Source organism: Streptomyces sp. NPDC017936, assembly GCF_044328485.1.
GTDB lineage: Bacteria > Actinomycetota > Actinomycetes > Streptomycetales > Streptomycetaceae > Streptomyces.
The window spans coordinates 178433-195066 of sequence record NZ_JBIRHK010000008.1; the positions used below are offsets into that span (position 1 = coordinate 178433).

Here is a 16634-nt window from a genome sequence, read left to right on the forward strand (position 1 = left end):
GTCCCCGGGTTCCCCGGGCGGTGGCGGTCACCAGGTGGCGGCCGGCCGTCGCGCCCGGGCCGAGGGGGCGCCCGGAACCCGCGTCCCGGGTGCCCCCTCGCGCCTACTTCTCCGTCACCCCTGCCGAATCGAAGGTCGCCACCTCGTGCATCGCGCGGGCCGTGCTCTGGACCAACGGGAGGGCCAGGAGCGCGCCCGTGCCCTCGCCGAGGCGCAGGTCCAGGTCGACCAGGGGGCGCAGGCCGAGCTTGTTCAGGGCAGCGACGTGGCCCGGCTCGGCGCTGCGGTGGCCCGCGATGCAGGCCGCGAGGACCTCGGGGGCGATGGCGCGGGCGACCAGGGCGGCCGCGCCGGCGCTGACGCCGTCGAGGATCACGGGCGTGCGCAGCGAGGCGCCGCCCAGCAGGAGACCGACCATGGCGGCGTGCTCGAAGCCGCCGATCGCGGCGAGGACGCCGATGGGGTCGGCCGGGTCCGGCCGGTGGAGTTCGAGGGCACGGCGCACGACCTCGGTCTTGCGGGCGAGCGTCTCGTCGTTGATGCCGGTGCCGCGGCCGGTGACCTCGGCGGGGTCGGCGCCCGTGAACACGGAGATGAGGGCGGCGGACGCCGTCGTGTTCGCGATGCCCATCTCGCCGGTGAGCAGCGCCTTGTTGCCGGCCGCCACCAGGTCGCGGGCCGTCTCGATGCCCACCTCGATGGCGTGCTTGGCCTCCTCGCGGGTCATCGCGGGGCCGGTGGTCATGTCCGACGTGCCCGCGCGGATCTTGCGCGGCAGCAGTCCGGGGGTGGCCGGGAGGTCGGCGGCGACGCCGACGTCCACCACGCAGACCTCGGCGCCCACCTGGGCCGCGAAGGCGTTGCAGACCGCTCCCCCGCCCAGGAAGTTGGCGACCATCTGGGCCGTGACCTCCTGCGGCCAGGGGGTGACGCCCTGCGCGTGCACCCCGTGGTCGCCGGCGAAGATCGCGACGGCGGCGGGCTCCGGGATCGGCGGCGGGCACTGGCGGGACAGGCCGGACAGCTGGGCGGAGATGATCTCCAGCATGCCGAGCGCCCCGGCCGGCTTCGTCATGCGCTTCTGGCGCTCCCAGGCCTCGCCGAGCGCCTTGGCGTCCAGCGGGCGGACACTGGCGACCGTCTCGGCGAGCAGGTCGTGCGGGTCCTCGCCGGGCAGCGCGCGACGGCCGTACGTCTCCTCGTGGACGACCCACGACAGCGGGCGGCGCTTGGCCCAGCCGGCCTGCATCAGCTCGGGCTCGTCCGGGAACTCGTCGACGTAGCCCACGCACAGGTAGGCGATGACCTCGAGGTGCTCGGGCAGGCCGAGGGCGCGGACCATCTCGCGCTCGTCGAAGAAGCTGACCCAGCCGACGCCGAGGCCCTCGGCGCGGGCGGCGAGCCAGAGGTTCTCGACGGCGAGCGCGGCGGAGTACGGCGCCATCTGCGGCTGGGTGTGGCGGCCCAGGGTGTGGCGCCCGCCGCGCGTCGGGTCGGCGGTGACCACGATGTTCACCGGGGTGTCGAGGATGGCCTCGATCTTCAGTTCCTTGAACTGCTTCGCCCGGCCCTTGGGCAGCGACTTGGCGTACGCGTCGCGCTGGCGCATCGCCAGTTCGTGCATCGCGCGCCGGGTGTCGGCGGAGCGGATGACGACGAAGTCCCAGGGCTGCGAGTGGCCGACGGAGGGCGCGGTGTGCGCGGCCTCCAGGACGCGCAGCAGCACCTCGTGCGGGATCGGGTCGCTGCGGAAGCCGTTGCGGATGTCACGGCGCTCGCGCATCACCTTCAGGACGGCCTCGCGCTCGGCGTCGTCGTACGCGGGCGCGGCGGGGCCGGTGGACTGCCGTGCTTCTTCCACCGGGACCGTGCTCTCTTCCTGGCTGTCGTCCGGGCGCTCCGCCGGGTCCTCTTCCTGGTCGGCGGCCCTGGTGTCCAGGTCCTCCGGGCTCTGCGCGACGTTCGGGTCGGAGCCGGGCTCCGCCCGCGGGGCGGCCGCGACGGGGGCCTCCGCTTCGCGGGGGGCGGGGACGGTGGCCGCGCGGACCTCGGCCGCCGGCGCGGCGGGGGTCACGGTCCGCGCCGCGGACTCCTGCGGCTGGTCCGGGAGCACCACCGGGTGCGGGGGGGTCGGGGCGAGGTGCGGGGCGGTGGGCACCGTGCCGTCCACGGCCACGAACCGGCCCAGCGAGGCGTCCGGCTGATGCGGCGCGGGCGCGGCGTCGGCGGGGGGCGCGGTGGCGGGGGCGGGGGCGGGCTCCGCGAGCGCCTCCGCCTCGACGGGCACCGACGAGTCCGCGATGTGAGATGCCGGGTCCACGAGATGGGCGGGCACCGGGGCCGCGTGCGCGGGCTCCGCCTGCTGGTCCGCCGCGGAGGGGGACTCCGGTGCGGGGTGGCCCTGCGGGGCGGCCCCGGCGGCGGGTTCCGCCACGGGCTGCTCCTGCGGCGCCTGCTCGGCCTCGGCCTGCTGGGGTGCCGGCTCGACGGGGGCGGTCTCGGCGGGGGTGGCCTCGGCGGAAGCGGTGGAGGTGTCCACGAGGGGGGCCGCCTCGGGTGCGGTGGCCACGGCGGAGTCGTCGGGCGCCTCGACGGCGGCCACCTGGGTCGCCGCAGGGGTGTCCGGGACGGGGACGGGGGCCGCTTCCGGGGCCACCGGGGCGGAGACGGCGGCCGCTTCGGGGGCGGGGGCGCCCGACTCGGGAGCGGGGGCCGCCTGTTCGGCGGCGGAGGCGACCGGCTCCTGCGCGGGAGCGGTCCGCTCCGGGGCGGACTCGGCCTGCTCCGGGGCCTGGGCGGTCGCGGGCGCCGTCGGCTCCGCGGCCCGGGCGGGGTCGGACGCGGCGGGGACCTCGGGGGCCTGAGCCGCTTCGACGACAGGGGCGACCGGAGCCTGCGGGACGGCCTCGGGCGCGGGCTGCTCGGGCGCGGGCGCCTGCGGAGCCCGCGCCGCGTCGGCAGCCGGGGCCTCCGGGGCGGTTCCGGGTGCGTCGGCGACGGCCGCCTCGGCTGCGGGCGCCGCTTCCTGCGCGGTCACCTCGGTGACGGGCATCTCGGTGTCGGGGGCCTCGGTGACGGGCGTCTCGGTGGCGGGGGCCTCTGCGGTGAGGGCCTCGGTGACGGGGGCGGACACGGGCGCCGGGGCGGCCTCGGTCGCGGATGCCGCCGGAGCCTCGGCCGTGCCGGAGACCTGAGCGGCCCCGGAAGCGTGCGTGCCGGGAAGAGCGACCGGCTCCACCGGGGCGGCCTCCACCGGTGCGGCCTCCGCCGGGACCGGCTGCGGTGCCGGAACGTCCGCGGGAGCGGCGGCGACCGCCTCGTCCGCGGGCTCGCCCCCGGGGACCGGCGCGGCTTCCGGCGCCTGGGCCACGGGCGCCTGCTGGTCCGCGGTCGGCGCGGCGGCGGGCTCCGCCGCCTGGCCGGGGGCCGGCGCGGGGACGGGGCCGGGTTCCGTCACGGGCACGTGCGGCGCCGCCTGCGCCGTCACGGGCGCGGCCTCACCGGCGCCGCCCGTCACGGGAGCCGTGCCCGCGCCGCCGGACTCGGCGCCCTGACCGGCGTACACGGCCTGCGCGGCGTCGGCCGCGTGCGCGGGGGCGTGCTCCTCCTGCGGGACGCCCGTGGCGGCGACGGCCTCCGTGGCCACGCGAGCCACGACCGCCTGGGCGACGCCCGCCGGCTCGGCCTGCGGCGGGGTCCCCGGAACAACCGTTTCCGCAGGAGCCGCCCCTGGAGCGACCTGCGCCGGGGCCGCGACCTGGGCGCCCCAGGGAGCCGCGCCCTGCGGGGGCGTCTCGCGCACGGGCGGGACGTCGAGGTACTCGGGACCCGAGGCGGGCGCGGCGGCATGGCGCACCGGTGCTCCGGCGGGGCCGCGGTCGGCGAGGGAGCGGACCGGGCTGGCGGAGGCGTCCGGGATGGGCGGGCCCAGGTGCAGCGGGCGGCGGGGGGTGATCGGCGGGATCGGGGTCGTCGGCGCCGTCGGCCCGGGCAGGCGGACGCCGCTGAGGTCGACCGAGCCGCTGTCGCGGCCGGCCGTCTCGTGCGGGCCCGGTTCGTGCACGGCCTCGACCACCGGCTCGGGCGCGGGCGGCGCCACCTCGTTGCCCCAGGCGCTCTGGGCGCCCGGCAGCAGCAACAGGTCTTCGTCCTCGGCGGTGGTCTCGGAGAGGTAGGTGTACGCGCCGGGCGCGGAGACGCCCGGCTGCTCCACCATGCCTGCGTTCTCCGGCAGCCCCTCGCCCGGGACCTGGCCGGTGTCGGTCATGCGTACCCCTCGCCCATCGGTTAGTGCTCCTACGACCAGCTCACCGGAACGGCGCACCGACCGCCCCGTAGTGAAGAACGAGCGTCCGCGCCCAGCGGCACGAACGACCCGCCCGGAAAAGACGACAAAGCCATTCAGTGGCATTGTCGCGGCCGCCGCCGCGTCGCGACAGGCTGATCCGCGACGCTCCGCTGTGGACTGCGCCACGTTGCGCGCCCTCCGGTCACGCCCTACCACACGCCTTCCAAAACGGATGCGTTTTCCGGACATTGACCGACGAAGTGCCGGGCGACCGGATGCGGTACGACGATCGGCCAGCCTACCGCGAGCGGTACGACAACAGGATCACCGGGAGGCGAACCGGGTCACGCCGGACGGTCCGGCAGGATCCCGCTGAGCAGGAACGCGACGCTCCGTTCCGTCTCCGTCCAGGCCCGTGTGTCGAGTTGGACGGACTGGAGCAGGGCGCACTCGACGCGGTAGCCGTGCTCGGTCAGGTCGCGGCCGACGAGTTCGGCGGCGTCACGGGTCATGGCGTGGGTGACGATGCGCTGGGGGCGCCGGTCGGCGACCGCGGAGACGACGGCCGCTCCCCCGCCGCCGATCCGGACGACGTCGGGTTCGGGCAGGTTCTCCAGCACGTGCGGGGCGCTGCCGCGGACGATCTGGAGCTGGACGCCGTGGCGGCGCGCGGCGGCGTCGGTGCGGGCGCACGCCTGGAGGTCGTGGTCGACGGCGAGGACGGCGGCCCCCGCGCGCGCGGCGTCGGTCGCGAAGGCGCCGCTGCCGCAGCCGATGTCCCAGACGAGGTCGCCGACGCGCGGGCCGAGCCGGGCGAGCTGGGCCGTCCGGAGCAGTTCGGACTCGCCCTCGCCGAGGTCGGCGCCGTACACATCGGCGGGCAGGGCCCAGCCGCGCGGGCCGGCGCCGGGGTCGCGGCCGGCGATCCAGCCGCCGTCCGCCGTGGCCGCGGGACCGGCCGGTCCGCCGATGACGATGACGACGTTGGGGTCGCGCCAGGTGTGGTCGGCGGCCTTGTCGGAGGTGACGACGGCGACCCGCTCGCGGTCGGTGCCGAGTTCCTCGCAGACGACGAAGGTGCGGTGGACGCCCTCCAGGAGCAGGCCGAGTTCGGCAGGGCCGGCGCCGGGCGAGGTGAGGACGGCGACCTTGGTGTGGGCGCGGCACACGTTCACCGCGCGGCGCAGGGTGCGCCGGTGTGCGACCACCACCTCGGCGTCGTCCCACGGCATGCCGGCGCGGGCGAAGGCGGCGGCGACGGAGGAGACGGCCGGGACGACCTCGACCTCGAGGCCGAACTCGGGGGCGCGCAGGGTGCGGACGACGCCGAAGAAGCCGGGGTCCCCGTCGGCGAGCACCACCGCGCTGCCGCGGTGGGCGGCGATGCGGCGGGCGGCGAGGGCCACGCTGCCGAGCCGGACGCGTTCGGCGGCGGGCGGCACTTCGGGCAGCGCCAGGTGGTGGGCGGCGCCGGCCACCAGGGTGGCGGCACCCAGGGCGGAGCGGGCCGCGGCGGTCAGCGGCGAGCCGTCCCAGCCGATCACCGTGACGCGGTCGGCCATCGTCGTCAGTCTCCCGGGGTTCGCACAGGCAGCGGGCTTGGTGAGGGTACCTGGTCCACCGGGGCCGGGCCGCTGTGGCGCGGTGTCCGGAGGATCAGTTCCAGTCGGTGTACGACGTGAAGCCACCGCTCTCCGCGAGCTGTTCCCCGGCGCCCTCCAGGTCCTCCGGGAGCAGGCTCCAGACGATGAAGTCGGTGCGCACCTCGGTCCAGGTGCCGTCCTCGGCGCGGGCGCGGGCTATGCACGCGTTGCGCAGGACGCCCTCGCTGATACAGCCGATCTTCTGCGCGACCTGCTGCGAGGCGGTGTTGTCGGCGGCCGTGCGCAGCTCGATGCGCTCGAACTTCTGGTCGGTGAACAGCCATTGGGCGGTGGCCAGCGCGGCCTCGGAGGCGTAGCCCTCGCCGCGGGCCCAGGGGGCGACGATGTACGACAGCTCGGTGGAGCGGACGTGCCAGTTCGTCCTGCCGAGCTGGATGACGCCGACGAGCCGCTGGGTGAGGAACTCGGTGACGGCCAGGTCGAGGCCGCGGCCCGCCGCCCGCCGGGCGGGGGCGCGCCCGCCGATCCAGGTGCGGGCGCCGTCCTCGGTGAAGGGCTGGGGGACGTCGGTCCAGGCGGTGACCTGTTCGTCGTTCATCATCTCGGTCAGGGCGGGCACGTCGTCCTCGTCGAGGGGACGCAGCACCAACCGCTCCGTGCTGATGGAGATGGTGGGGAAGGTGCTCGTCATGCGCCGCTCCGTAACCTTCGAAACCGTCGGGATCCGACCTGGCTGACCGTCAGGCCTGCTGAACTGCCCAGCATGCAGCATGAAAGCACTGCGACGCACCACGGGGTCCACTCCGTGTGAGGGAGCGGACCCCGTGCGTGCGCGGACGGGCCGGCCGGTCGGTCACACGCCTCAGAAGGAGGCGATGACGGAGCCGGCGTACTTGTCCTCGATGAACTTCTTGACCTCGGGGGAGGTGAGGAGCTTCGCGAGCTTCTTCACGCGCGGGTCGTCCTCGTTGCCCTCCTTCACGGCGAGGAAGTTGCCGTACGGGCTGTTCTCGGCGGACTCCAGGACGAGGGCGTCCTCGGCGGGCTTGAGGTCGGCCTCGATGGCGTAGTTGCCGTTGACGACGGCCGCGTCCACGTCGTTCAGGGAGCGCGGGGTCTGGGCCGCCTCCAGCTCCTTGAACTTGAGGTTCTTGGGGTTCTTGGTGATGTCGGCGGGGGTGGCCGCGCTGCCGGCGCCGTCCTTGAGGGTGATGAGCCCGTTGGCGGCGAGCAGCTTCAGGGCGCGGGCCTCGTTGACGGTGTCGTTGGGGACGGCGACGGTCGCCCCGCTCTTGAGGTCGCCGACCTTCTCGACCTTGCTGGAGTAGAGGCCGAGCGGCTCCAGGTGGACCGTGACGACGGGCACGATGTGGGTGCCGTTCTTCTTGTTGAAGTCGTCGAGGTACGGCTGGTTCTGGAAGTAGTTGGCGCCCACGGAGCCGTCCTCCGTCGCCGTGTTCGGCGTGACGTAGTCGGTGAACTCCTTGACCTCGAGGTCGAGGCCCGCCTTCTCGGCCAGGTTGTCCTTCACGTAGGTGAGGATCTCGGCGTGCGGGACGGGGCTCGCGGCGACGACCAGGGGGCCGCTGGTGTCGGAGGCGGAGTCCTTGTCGGAGCCGCAGGCGGTGAGCCCGAGGGTGAGGGCTCCGGCGGCGAGGACGGCGGTGGTGATCTTGGCGGTGTTACGCACGAAAAGTGCCTTTCCTGATGGGTGGTGCGACCCCGTGTCGGGTGGACGGGGAGTTCCTTCGGGGGTGGGCCCGGGGCGCGGGCGCCGGGCTCAGGCGACCTTGCCGATGTCCGCGGCCGCGGGCTCCTTGGCCTTCAGCAGCCGCAGCCGGGGCGCGGGGCCGGAGCGGCCGCCGCGGCGGTGCAGGGAGCGGGCCGCGAAGTCGCCGGCGAACTGGATCAGCGAGATGACGACGGCGAGGATCGCGACGGTGATCCACATCAGCTCGGTCTCGAAGCGCTGGTAGCCGTAGCGGATGGCGATGTCGCCCAGGCCGCCGGCGCCGACGGTGCCGGCCATCGCGGAGTAGCCGATGAGGGCGACGATCGTGGTGGTGGTGCTGGAGATCAGCGACGGCAGCGACTCGGGGACGAGGACCTTGCGCACGATCGTCCAGGTGTTGCCGCCCATCGCCTGCACGGCCTCGACGAGCCCGCCGTCCACCTCGCGGACGGCCGTCTCGACGAGGCGCGCGAAGAACGGGATGGCGCCGATGGCGAGCGGCACGATCGCGGCCTCGCGGCCGATGGTCGTCCCGGTGAGGGAGCGGGTGAAGCCCATCAGCGCGACCATCAGGATGATGAACGGCATGGAGCGGGCGATGTTCACGACCTGCCCGATCACCTTGGCGGCGACCACGTTCTGCAGCAGGCCGCCCCGGTCGGTGAGGACGAGCAGGATGCCGAGCGGAAGGCCGCCGGCGACGGCGATGAGCGTGGACCAGCCCACCATGTAGAGGGTGTCCCAACACGCCTGCTCGAGCAGGGGCTGCATCTGGGACCAGGTCACTTGGCACCGTCCTTCACCAGCAGGGGCTCCTGTGCGGGGGCGCCCGGTAGGTCGATCTGGAGGCCCTGCTCGCGCAGGAAGCCGATCGGCACGACGTTCTCCTCGTAGCGGCCGGGCAGTTCGATGCGCATCCGGCCGACCTGGAGGCCGCCGACGGTGTCGATCGCGGCGCCGAGGATGGAGATGTCGATGTTGTAGGTGCGCGAGAGCTGGGAGATGACCGGCTGGGTCGCGGCCTCGCCGTGGAAGGTGACGTCGACGACCGTGCGGTCGTCGCCGGAGGTCTCGCCGCCGACCGGGAAGAGGGCGGAGGCCAGCTCCGAGCCGGGGGTCGCGAGCAGTTCGCTGACGGTGCCGGACTCGACGACGCGGCCGTTCTCCATGAGCGCGGCGGAGTCGCAGATCGACTTCACGACGTCCATCTCGTGGGTGATGAGCAGGACGGTGAGGCCCAGCTGCCGGTTCAGGTCGCGCAGCAGCTGGAGGATGGAGCGGGTGGTCTCCGGGTCGAGGGCGCTGGTGGCCTCGTCGGAGAGCAGCACCTTGGGGTCCCCGGCCAGGGCGCGGGCGATGCCGACGCGCTGCTTCTGGCCGCCGGAGAGCTGGGCGGGGTAGGACTTGGCCTTGTCGGCGAGGCCGACCAGCTCGAGGAGTTCCAGCGCCTTGCGGGAACGTTCCTTCCCGGACTTCCCGAGGATCTCCAGCGGCAGCTCGACGTTGTCCTGCACGGTCCGCGAGGACAGCAGGTTGAAGTGCTGGAAGACCATCCCGATGCGGCTGCGCGCCCGGCGGAGCTCCCGGCCCGCGCGCGGGCCGCGGCCGGCGAGGGCGGTGAGGTCCTGTCCGGCGACGGTGACCGTGCCGGAGGTGGGGCGCTCGAGCAGGTTGATGCAGCGGATCAGCGAGGACTTGCCGGCGCCGGACTGGCCGATGACGCCGTAGACCTCGCCTTCGCGGACGTGGAGATCGACGCCGTCCAGGGCGGTGACCTCACGGCCGCGGGCGCGGTAGACCTTGGTCAGGCCCGATGTGGTGATCACTGGGATTCCGTCACTGTCGAGTGCGCGGGCGTGGGTGTGCCCGGGCACGGAGGCGAATCGGTCAGGGACGCGACACGGTTCTCGCGGTGGCGATGGAACCGGGGGAGAACATGTGCGCGGGGCGCGGCTCGGGTCGCGTACGGCTCACGGCGTGCGCGCGTGCCACGGCGTCTCGCTTCGGGGCGCGAGCTCGGGGGTGGTGCGGGGGCCCTCTAGAAAGCGCACATTCGACACGTACAACGAGCACCGGGCGTCATGGTCGCCTCGGTCGCAAGGGTGCGGCTGCTCGTCGTGGTCATGCGATCAGTAAAGCAGACGTACGGTCCTGACCACGTCACCGCGTCCGCATTCTGGACAGTCGTGGACGGTATGCGGTCGTGTCCACAGGCCGCCTCCCCCACCGGTGACCAGTGCGGACAGGGCGGACGGGGGCTTCGGCGCCCGGGCGGCGCCGGGGCGGCGCCGGGGCGGGGGCCGGTGGGCTGTGGCCAACGCCACGGTCCTCGCGTGCGTCCGTTCCCGGCGGCGCGAGCCCGGGCGCAGGGGGGTGATTACGGCGTAATAAGGTCACTGCATGCTTGATGCCCTGACGCTGGTGACCGGTGTCGCCGCACTGCTGCTCGCCGCGTGGTGCGGCTGGGCGGCCCACCGTGACCAGCCGACGAAGGACTGGCATTTCATCGGGATGGCCGTGGTCTCGGTGCTGGCCCTGGTGCAGCTGGTGGTCGGCTTCGTGCAGCTGGCGCGGGGCGAGGAGCCGGCGCAGGGCACGACGATCTTCGTGGCGTATCTGCTGGGGGCGTTCGCGTGCGTGCCGGCGGCGGGGTTCATGTCGCTGGCCGAGCGGACCCGCTGGGGTTCGGTGACGGTCGCGGCCGGCGGTGTGGTGCTCGCCGTCCTCGAGGTGCGCCTCTACGACATCTGGGGAGGCTGAGGTGACGGCCGTTCAGGACAAGCCGGCACGACTGATCGGCGGGCCGGGCCTGGTGCTGGTGTGGTTCTACGGCGTGATGGTGGTCGGCGCCGTGTCGCGGTCGGCGTACCAGATCGCCACGGAGTTCGACCGGGCGCCGCTGGCCTACACGCTGTCGGCCGTGGCGGGGCTGGTGTACGGGTTCATCACCTATTCGCTGGTGCGGGGCGGGGAGAGGGCCCGCCGGGCGGCACAGGTGTGCTGCGCCGCCGAACTCGCGGGTGTGCTGATCGTCGGTACCTGGACGCTGATCGAGCCGTCCGCCTTCCCGGACGCGACCGTGTGGTCGAAGTACGGGATGGGGTACGTGTTCATCCCCGTGCTGCTGCCGCTGTCCGCCATGTACTGGCTGCGGCGGTCCCGCACGGCCAAGCCGTAGCCGCGACGACCAGGACGTGGCCGCGGCGGTCAGGCCGTGGCCGCGTACTCTCCGGCCGCCTTCTCCAGGACGATCATCGGTACGCCGTCCGCGCCCTCGGCGGTGCCCACCGTCTCGTAGCCCACGCGGCGGTACAGGCGGAGGTTGCCCTCGCTGCGGTGGCCCGTGTGGAGGCGGAACCTCTTGGCGCCGCGCTCCTCGGCCAGGGCCGCCTCGGCCGCGCGCAGCAGTCGCGCGCCGATGCCGTGGCCCTGGAGGCGGGGGTGGACGCAGAGCTTGCCGATGGCGGCGGCGCCGTCCTCGGTGATGGTGCCGCGGACCGAGCCGACGACCTCCTCGCCCAGCCGGGCCACGAAGACGCAGTCGGCGGCCAGTTCCTGCCGGACCGAGTCGAGGGACTGGACGAGGGGGGCGATGCGGTAGTTGCCGTACAGCGCGGCTTCGCTCTGGAAGCACAGGTACTGCAGCCTGAAGATCTGCTCCGCGTCCTGCTCGGTCGCCACCGAGATGGTCACGCTCATGCCCATGTGCGCACGCCTCCCGCTCACCTGATCGCCTGGGGTCCTTCACTCCTATCCCCGCGCTTCGCGGGTCGCAACCTCCTGTGCGAGCAGACGCCGCAGACATCCCAGACATCGGGAACGTTCCGGCCCGAGACTGCCCTGTGAGATACCCAACTCCCCCGCGATCTCGTGGTACGTGAGGTCCCGCGGTGACAGCAGGGCCCGCAGGAGCCGGGGGCACCGGCCGGGGAGGCGGTGCACCGCGTCACGCAGGGCGCGGTGGCGGGCCGCCGTGAGGGCGAGGTGCTCGGGGCCGCGCTCGCCGTCGTCAGCGGGATCGCCCGCGTACGGCCGTTCCCGGCGGGCCGTACGGCGGGCGCGGCGGGACTCGGCGCGGACGGCGCGGCGCAGCCAGCCCTGCGGGTCGGGGGGCGGGCCGTCGGCGGCGAGGCGTTCCAGGAGGCGCAGCCACACCGCCTGTTCGAGGTCGGCGGGTTCGGTGCCGGTGGCGTGCGCCTCGGCGGAGGCCTCCGCGGCGAGCTGGGGGCGCAGGACGGCCAGCAGGTCGTGCTCCATGTACGGCACGACGCGGCCGCCGGGCCGCGGGTTGCCCGGCCGGCCGGTGTGTCACCCTGACGGGTCGCTCAGCCGTTGACGTGGTCCTCCCGGGCCAGCAGGCCGGTGTCGGGCTGGTCGGTGAAGATGCCGTCGATGCCGGTCGCGAAGTACGCCCGGTAGGCGCCGAAGACGTCTCCGTAGGCGTCCGCGCCGGTGCCCCTGCGGAGGTTCGCGGGCAGGAAGGGGTTCTCGTTGCGCAGGGTGTACGGGTGCAGGATCAGGCCGACCGCGTGGGCGTCCCTCACCAGGGTGGTCGGGGTGGTGAGGTTGCCGGCCGCGTCCTTCGGCACGACCAGGTCGAGGGTGGGGCCGATGCCCTGGGCGTAGCCGGCGATCTCGCGCAGCCCCTTGCGGGTGACGAGGTCGGCGACGGTGCGCGGGTCGCCCGTCTCGACGAAGTCCCAGGGGCGGGTGGTGGCGCCGGAGAGGAGGACGACGAGGGGGTTGTCGACCAGCTTGTTCAGGCGTTCGACGCTGGTCGGCTCGAAGGACTGGAGGATGACCGGCGCGTTCTTGCCGTCCTTGCCGTGCCGGCGCAGCAGCTTGGCGACCCGCTCCTCCAGGCCCAGTCCCAGCTTGCGGAAGTAGGTGGGGTGCTTGAGCTCGGGGTAGATCCACACCTGCTCGCCGCGCGCGCGGGTCTGCTCGTCCTGCCACTTCAGGACTTCCTCGAAGGTGGGGATCTCCCAGCGTCCGTCGTAGAGGGTGTTGTGCGGGCGGTTGGCCGGGATGCGCTCGGTGGCGCGCAGGGTCTTCAGCTCGGCGAGCGTGAAGTCCTCGGTGAACCAGCCGGTGGTCGGGACGCCGTCGAGGACCTTGGTGGTCCTGCGGCCGGCGAACTCGGGGTGGCTCGCCACGTCCGTGGTGCCGCCGATCTCCGGCTCGTGCCGGCAGACGAGGTGGCCGTCCTTGGTGGGGACGAGGTCGCCGGCCTCGACGATGTCGGCGCCCAGGTCGAGGGCGAGCTGGTAGGAGCCGAGGGTGTGCTCGGGCCGGTAGCCGCTGGCACCCCGGTGACCGATGATCGTCGGCACGGGCAGGCTCTTGAGCCCCCTGCCGCCGCGGGCCGCGGCGGACCGCGTCCCGGCCGCCCTCGCGGTGCCGGTCAGACCGAGCGTCGTGCCGGCGGCGCCGAGTGCCGCGGCCGCCCCGAGGAACGCCCGCCGTCCGGTTCCGCCCGCCCGGTCCTCCGGCTCCCGCGCGTCCTGCGTCCTGTGCGACTCCTGCGTCCCCATGAGGGCCTCCTGCCGTGGGCTCGTCCCGTGCGCGCCGATCGTAGGGGCGCGCACATGGCCGGAGGGAGACCTCGATCCGAACACGAGGACGACAGCGAATGGCGTACCCGAGACGCAGATTGACGGCTCCTCGGTTTCGGGCGGCGAGGCGGGGTAGCCGGTCGGTGTCGGACGCCGGTCGCCTGCGGGTCGGAACGGTGACGGCGGCGGCCGACACCGGCAGCAGTGCGGCGATCCCCCCGTGGCTCCGCCCCCCGGTGCGCCGGCCGCGGTGTCCTCGCACCTCGTTCCGGCCGGGTGACGGACCGGCGACGGTGCACCCGTTCGGGTAAACGTACGTCAACAGTGCGTAAGGCCTGGGTGAACCCGGTGTGCGGTACCCGGGGGGCCACGAGTATCGTCCTCACCTGCACAGACTCATACCGCTATCCCTTGACATCGGAGGGCTCGTTGTCCCGCTTCGCGCTCATCAAGGCAGTGCTCGGACCGGTCATGCGCCTGATGTTCCGTCCCCGGGTCGAAGGCGTGGAGCACATCCCGGGCGATGGTCCGGTCATCCTGGCCGGAAACCACCTCACCTTCATCGACTCGATGATCCTGCCGCTCGTGTGCGACCGGCAGGTCTGCTTCATCGGCAAGGACGAGTACGTCACCGGCAAGGGCTTCAAGGGCCGGCTGATGGCCTGGTTCTTCACCGGCGTCGGCATGATCCCGGTCGACCGCGACGGCGGCAAGGGCGGGGTCGCCGCCCTGATGACCGGGCGGCGGATCCTGGAGGAGGGCAGGGTCTTCGGGATCTACCCGGAGGGGACCCGCTCGCCCGACGGGCGGTTGTACCGGGGTCGTACGGGTATCGCCCGGCTCACCCTGATGACCGGCGCGCCGGTCGTGCCGTTCGCGATGATCGGCACGGACAAGATCCAGCCGGGCGGGTCGGGGATGCCCCGGCCGAGCCGGGTCACCGTGCGGTTCGGCGAGGCGATGGAGTTCTCCCGGTACGAGGGGATGGACCGGGACCGGTACGTGCTGCGGGCGGTGACCGACTCGGTGATGACCGAGGTCATGCGGCTGTCGGGGCAGGAGTACGTGGACATGTACGCCACGAAGGCGAAGGCGGCGTAGCGCCTCCGGCGGTCGGGCGGTCCTCGGGTGCGGGTCCGTGGGGGCTGGTCGCGCCGTTCCCCTCGCCCCTCGAGGCCGGCTGTGCGACCGCCCGCTGCGGTGTGCTGTGCCGCACGGCGGACGCCCCATCGCCGCCCGGGCGCGGGAAGCACGGCGGGTGCGGGTCGTTCGTGGTCGCTCGCGCCGTTCCCCGCGCTCCTTGAGGCCGGCTGTCCGGCCGCCCGCTCCTCAGGGCCGGTTATCCAGGCGTTCGTTGCGGAGCATGAACCAGGCGGTGAGTGCCGTTGCGAGGAGGACCGCGGCGCCCGCGCCGGCGGCGAGCGTCAGGCCCTCGGTGAAGGACTCCCTCGCCGAGGCGAGCAGTTCGTGGGCGGTCGTCGGGGGCAGGTGTCCCGCCGCCTCGACCGCGCCGCCGAGCGACTCGTGCACCTCGGCCGGGGCGCCGGCCGGGACGGCGAAACCCCGGTAGACGCCGGTCACGATCGAGCCCAGCACCGCGATGCCGAGGGCGGCGCCCAGTTCGTACGCGGTCTCCGACACCGCCGAGGCCGCGCCCGCCTGCTCCTTGGGCACGGAGGACAGGATCACGTCGGCCGTGACCGTGAAGGAGAAGCCGGCTCCCACGCCGACGAGCAGCAGGGCCGCTCCCAGGAGCGGATAACCGGTGGTCTCGTCGATCACCGTCAGGGCGGCGAGCGCGAGGCCGATGGCCGTGAGGCCGCCGGAGACGACCGCCCGGACGCTGAAGCGGCGGGCGGCCCGGCCGGCGACCAGACCGGCCGCCACGGCGCCGAGCGCCGCGGGGAGCTCCGCCAGCCCCGCCTCGAACGGCCGCCTGCCCTGCACGAGTTGCAGGTACTGCGACAGGAAGAAGACCAGGCCGGACATGCCGAGGACGGTCAGCAGGTCGGCCAGCACCGCGCCGCTGAAGCCGCGGTTGCGGAACAGGCGCATGTCCAGCAGCGGTGCCGGGAGCCGCAGCTGACGGCGTACGAAGCCGTACAGCGCGGCCGCGCCCAGCACGCCCGCGGTGAACGTGGACCGGGTGAAGCCGTGCGCGGCGGCCTCCTTGACGGCGTAGACCACGCCGATCATGCCGACCAGCGACAGGAGGACACCCGCCAGGTCCCAGGGGCCCGGGGCGGGGTCGCGGGACTCGGGGAGGGTCCTGACGCCGACGAGGACGAGGACCACCATCACGGGCAGGTTGATCAGGAAGACCGAACCCCACCAGAAGTGCTCGAGGAGGAAGCCGCCGACGAGGGGGCCGACCGCCGTGCCGGCGGAGGCCGTCGCGCCCCAGATGCCCACCGCGAGGCTGCGCTCGCGCGGGTCGTGGAAGAGGTTGCGGATCAGGGCGAGCGTGGCCGGCATCAGGGTCGCGCCGGCGACACCGAGCAGCGCCCGGGCCGCGATCATCATCTCCGGCGTCGTCGCGTAGGCGTTCAGGACGGATATCAGCCCGAACGCGGTGGCGCCGCCGAGCAGGATGCGCTTGCGCCCGATGCGGTCGCCGAGGCTGCCCATCGACACGAGCAGGCCGGCGATGACGAAGGAGTAGACATCGCCGATCCACAGCAGCTGGGTGCCGGAGGGCCCGAGGTCCTCGCTGATGTACGGGGTCGCGAGGCCGAGGACGGTCGCGTCGACGGCCACCAGCAGCACGGCGAGCACGAGGACGGACAGCGCGAGCCAGCGGCCCGGGCGCTTCACCGCCCCGGGCGTGGTCACCGGCTGCAGGGTGCTGGTCATGATTCCTCTCTCCGCAGTGCGCCGCCGAGCAACAGCTCGACGATCATGTACGTGAAGTCGTTGCGGGCGACCCGGCCTTCCGCGACCGCCCAGGCGCCGGAGGCCAGCAGGCCGTAGAGCGCCTCGGTCAGCCAGGCCGGGGTGAGGTCGATGCGGAACTCTCCGCTCGACTGGCCGCGCCGGAACAGGGCCGCGATGCGGTCGTCGATCCGGGCCCAGCCCGCGTTCTGCTCCTCGCCCTCGAACAGCTGGTTCTCTGTGTAGAGGAAGGCGAGCAGCCCGGCGGCCGGTTCGATCTCGCGCACCAGGCGGTGTACGGCTTCGCGTGCCGGGCCGTCGTCCAGGCGGGCCGCGTCCAGGGCCGCGTCGCACTCCTCGATGCCGAGCGCCTCGAGGGCGCGGACGAGCGCGTCGCGGCCGGCGAAGTGGCGGTGCAGCGTGGCCCGGCTGATCCCGGCGGCCTTGGCCACCTCGTCCATGGTCGCGGTGGACTTGCGGGTCAGCAGGGCTGCGGCACTGCGCAGTACGTGGTCACGATCGACGGCCATGAGACAAGGGTAGACCATGTGAGACATTGATGTCTCATCATGGGCGTGCGTGAT

At 73.8% G+C, this 16634-nt stretch carries 14 protein-coding genes; 3 read left to right on the top strand and 11 right to left on the bottom strand.

Going from position 1 to position 16634, the window contains the following annotated elements; all coding sequences use genetic code 11:
• Positions 1-103: 103 nt before the first annotated feature.
• From cobT to ACH4F6_RS18675, 6 genes are all read right to left on the bottom strand, one after another.
• Positions 104-4267: a nicotinate-nucleotide--dimethylbenzimidazole phosphoribosyltransferase gene (gene cobT, locus ACH4F6_RS18650; protein ID WP_397961287.1), complete on the bottom strand. Its 4164-nt coding sequence runs from the start codon at positions 4265-4267 to the stop codon at positions 104-106.
• A gap of 365 nt (positions 4268-4632) precedes the next feature.
• On the bottom strand, positions 4633-5850 hold the full coding sequence (gene cbiE, locus ACH4F6_RS18655; RefSeq protein WP_397961288.1) for a precorrin-6y C5,15-methyltransferase (decarboxylating) subunit CbiE: 1218 nt from the start codon (positions 5848-5850) through the stop codon (positions 4633-4635).
• 94 nt (positions 5851-5944) lie between these two features.
• Entirely contained in the window at positions 5945-6583 is a 639-nt protein-coding gene (locus tag ACH4F6_RS18660; RefSeq protein ID WP_397961289.1) for a GNAT family N-acetyltransferase, read from the bottom strand.
• Positions 6584-6754: 171 nt separating this feature from the next.
• The gene (locus ACH4F6_RS18665) at positions 6755-7582 is read right to left on the bottom strand and encodes a MetQ/NlpA family ABC transporter substrate-binding protein (protein ID WP_397961290.1); all 828 of its coding nucleotides are present in this window, start codon (positions 7580-7582) and stop codon (positions 6755-6757) included.
• A gap of 90 nt (positions 7583-7672) precedes the next feature.
• Complete coding sequence (locus ACH4F6_RS18670; protein WP_397961291.1) at positions 7673-8410, bottom strand: methionine ABC transporter permease; 738 nt, start codon at positions 8408-8410, stop codon at positions 7673-7675.
• Entirely contained in the window at positions 8407-9450 is a 1044-nt protein-coding gene (locus ACH4F6_RS18675) for a methionine ABC transporter ATP-binding protein (RefSeq protein ID WP_397961292.1), read from the bottom strand. The genes ACH4F6_RS18670 and ACH4F6_RS18675 overlap by 4 nt, the downstream gene beginning before the upstream one ends.
• A 574-nt stretch (positions 9451-10024) precedes the next feature.
• On the opposite strand from ACH4F6_RS18675, the gene ACH4F6_RS18680 reads away from it, so the two are divergent.
• Both ACH4F6_RS18680 and ACH4F6_RS18685 read left to right on the top strand, forming a co-directional pair.
• Positions 10025-10384 (top strand): hypothetical protein, encoded by a 360-nt coding sequence (locus ACH4F6_RS18680; protein ID WP_397961293.1) that lies wholly within the window; start codon positions 10025-10027, stop codon positions 10382-10384.
• Position 10385: 1 nt separating this feature from the next.
• A complete protein-coding gene (locus ACH4F6_RS18685; RefSeq protein ID WP_397961294.1) occupies positions 10386-10802 on the top strand; it encodes a hypothetical protein in 417 nt (138 codons plus the stop codon).
• 29 nt (positions 10803-10831) lie between these two features.
• Here ACH4F6_RS18685 and ACH4F6_RS18690 read toward each other — a convergent pair whose 3' ends face one another.
• The 3 genes from ACH4F6_RS18690 to ACH4F6_RS18700 form a co-directional block, all read right to left on the bottom strand.
• The gene (locus tag ACH4F6_RS18690; protein ID WP_397961527.1) at positions 10832-11329 is read right to left on the bottom strand and encodes a GNAT family N-acetyltransferase; all 498 of its coding nucleotides are present in this window, start codon (positions 11327-11329) and stop codon (positions 10832-10834) included.
• A gap of 45 nt (positions 11330-11374) precedes the next feature.
• Positions 11375-11881, bottom strand: coding sequence for an RNA polymerase sigma factor (locus tag ACH4F6_RS18695; protein WP_397961295.1), 507 nt, complete (start codon positions 11879-11881; stop codon positions 11375-11377).
• A 68-nt stretch (positions 11882-11949) separates the two neighbouring features.
• Entirely contained in the window at positions 11950-13158 is a 1209-nt protein-coding gene (locus ACH4F6_RS18700; RefSeq protein ID WP_397961296.1) for a glycerophosphodiester phosphodiesterase, read from the bottom strand.
• 450 nt (positions 13159-13608) lie between these two features.
• Between ACH4F6_RS18700 and ACH4F6_RS18705 the strand changes: the two genes are divergently transcribed.
• Positions 13609-14280 carry a lysophospholipid acyltransferase family protein gene (locus ACH4F6_RS18705; RefSeq protein WP_397961528.1) on the top strand — a complete coding sequence of 224 codons (672 nt, stop codon included), beginning with the start codon at positions 13609-13611 and terminating at the stop codon, positions 14278-14280.
• A 228-nt stretch (positions 14281-14508) separates the two neighbouring features.
• Here ACH4F6_RS18705 and ACH4F6_RS18710 read toward each other — a convergent pair whose 3' ends face one another.
• Both ACH4F6_RS18710 and ACH4F6_RS18715 read right to left on the bottom strand, forming a co-directional pair.
• Positions 14509-16032 (bottom strand): MFS transporter, encoded by a 1524-nt coding sequence (locus ACH4F6_RS18710; protein ID WP_397961297.1) that lies wholly within the window; start codon positions 16030-16032, stop codon positions 14509-14511.
• Positions 16029-16580 (bottom strand): TetR/AcrR family transcriptional regulator, encoded by a 552-nt coding sequence (locus ACH4F6_RS18715; RefSeq protein ID WP_397961298.1) that lies wholly within the window; start codon positions 16578-16580, stop codon positions 16029-16031. Before ACH4F6_RS18715 ends, ACH4F6_RS18710 begins: the two co-directional genes overlap by 4 nt.
• Positions 16581-16634: the final 54 nt, after the last annotated feature.

Bases quoted from the DNA above. Each gene is read 5' to 3' on its own strand.
- ACH4F6_RS18690 (WP_397961527.1), bottom strand. From the start codon at position 11,329: ATGGGCATGAGCGTGACCATCTCGGTGGCGACCGAGCAGGACGCGGAG.
- ACH4F6_RS18710 (WP_397961297.1), bottom strand. From the start codon at position 16,032: ATGACCAGCACCCTGCAGCCGGTGACCACGCCCGGGGCGGTGAAGCGC.
- ACH4F6_RS18695 (WP_397961295.1), bottom strand. From the start codon at position 11,881: ATGGAGCACGACCTGCTGGCCGTCCTGCGCCCCCAGCTCGCCGCGGAG.
- ACH4F6_RS18715 (WP_397961298.1), bottom strand. From the start codon at position 16,580: ATGGCCGTCGATCGTGACCACGTACTGCGCAGTGCCGCAGCCCTGCTG.
- cbiE (WP_397961288.1), bottom strand. From the start codon at position 5,850: ATGGCCGACCGCGTCACGGTGATCGGCTGGGACGGCTCGCCGCTGACC.
- ACH4F6_RS18660 (WP_397961289.1), bottom strand. From the start codon at position 6,583: ATGACGAGCACCTTCCCCACCATCTCCATCAGCACGGAGCGGTTGGTG.
- cobT (WP_397961287.1), bottom strand. From the start codon at position 4,267: ATGACCGACACCGGCCAGGTCCCGGGCGAGGGGCTGCCGGAGAACGCA.
- ACH4F6_RS18680 (WP_397961293.1), top strand. From the start codon at position 10,025: ATGCTTGATGCCCTGACGCTGGTGACCGGTGTCGCCGCACTGCTGCTC.
- ACH4F6_RS18700 (WP_397961296.1), bottom strand. From the start codon at position 13,158: ATGGGGACGCAGGAGTCGCACAGGACGCAGGACGCGCGGGAGCCGGAG.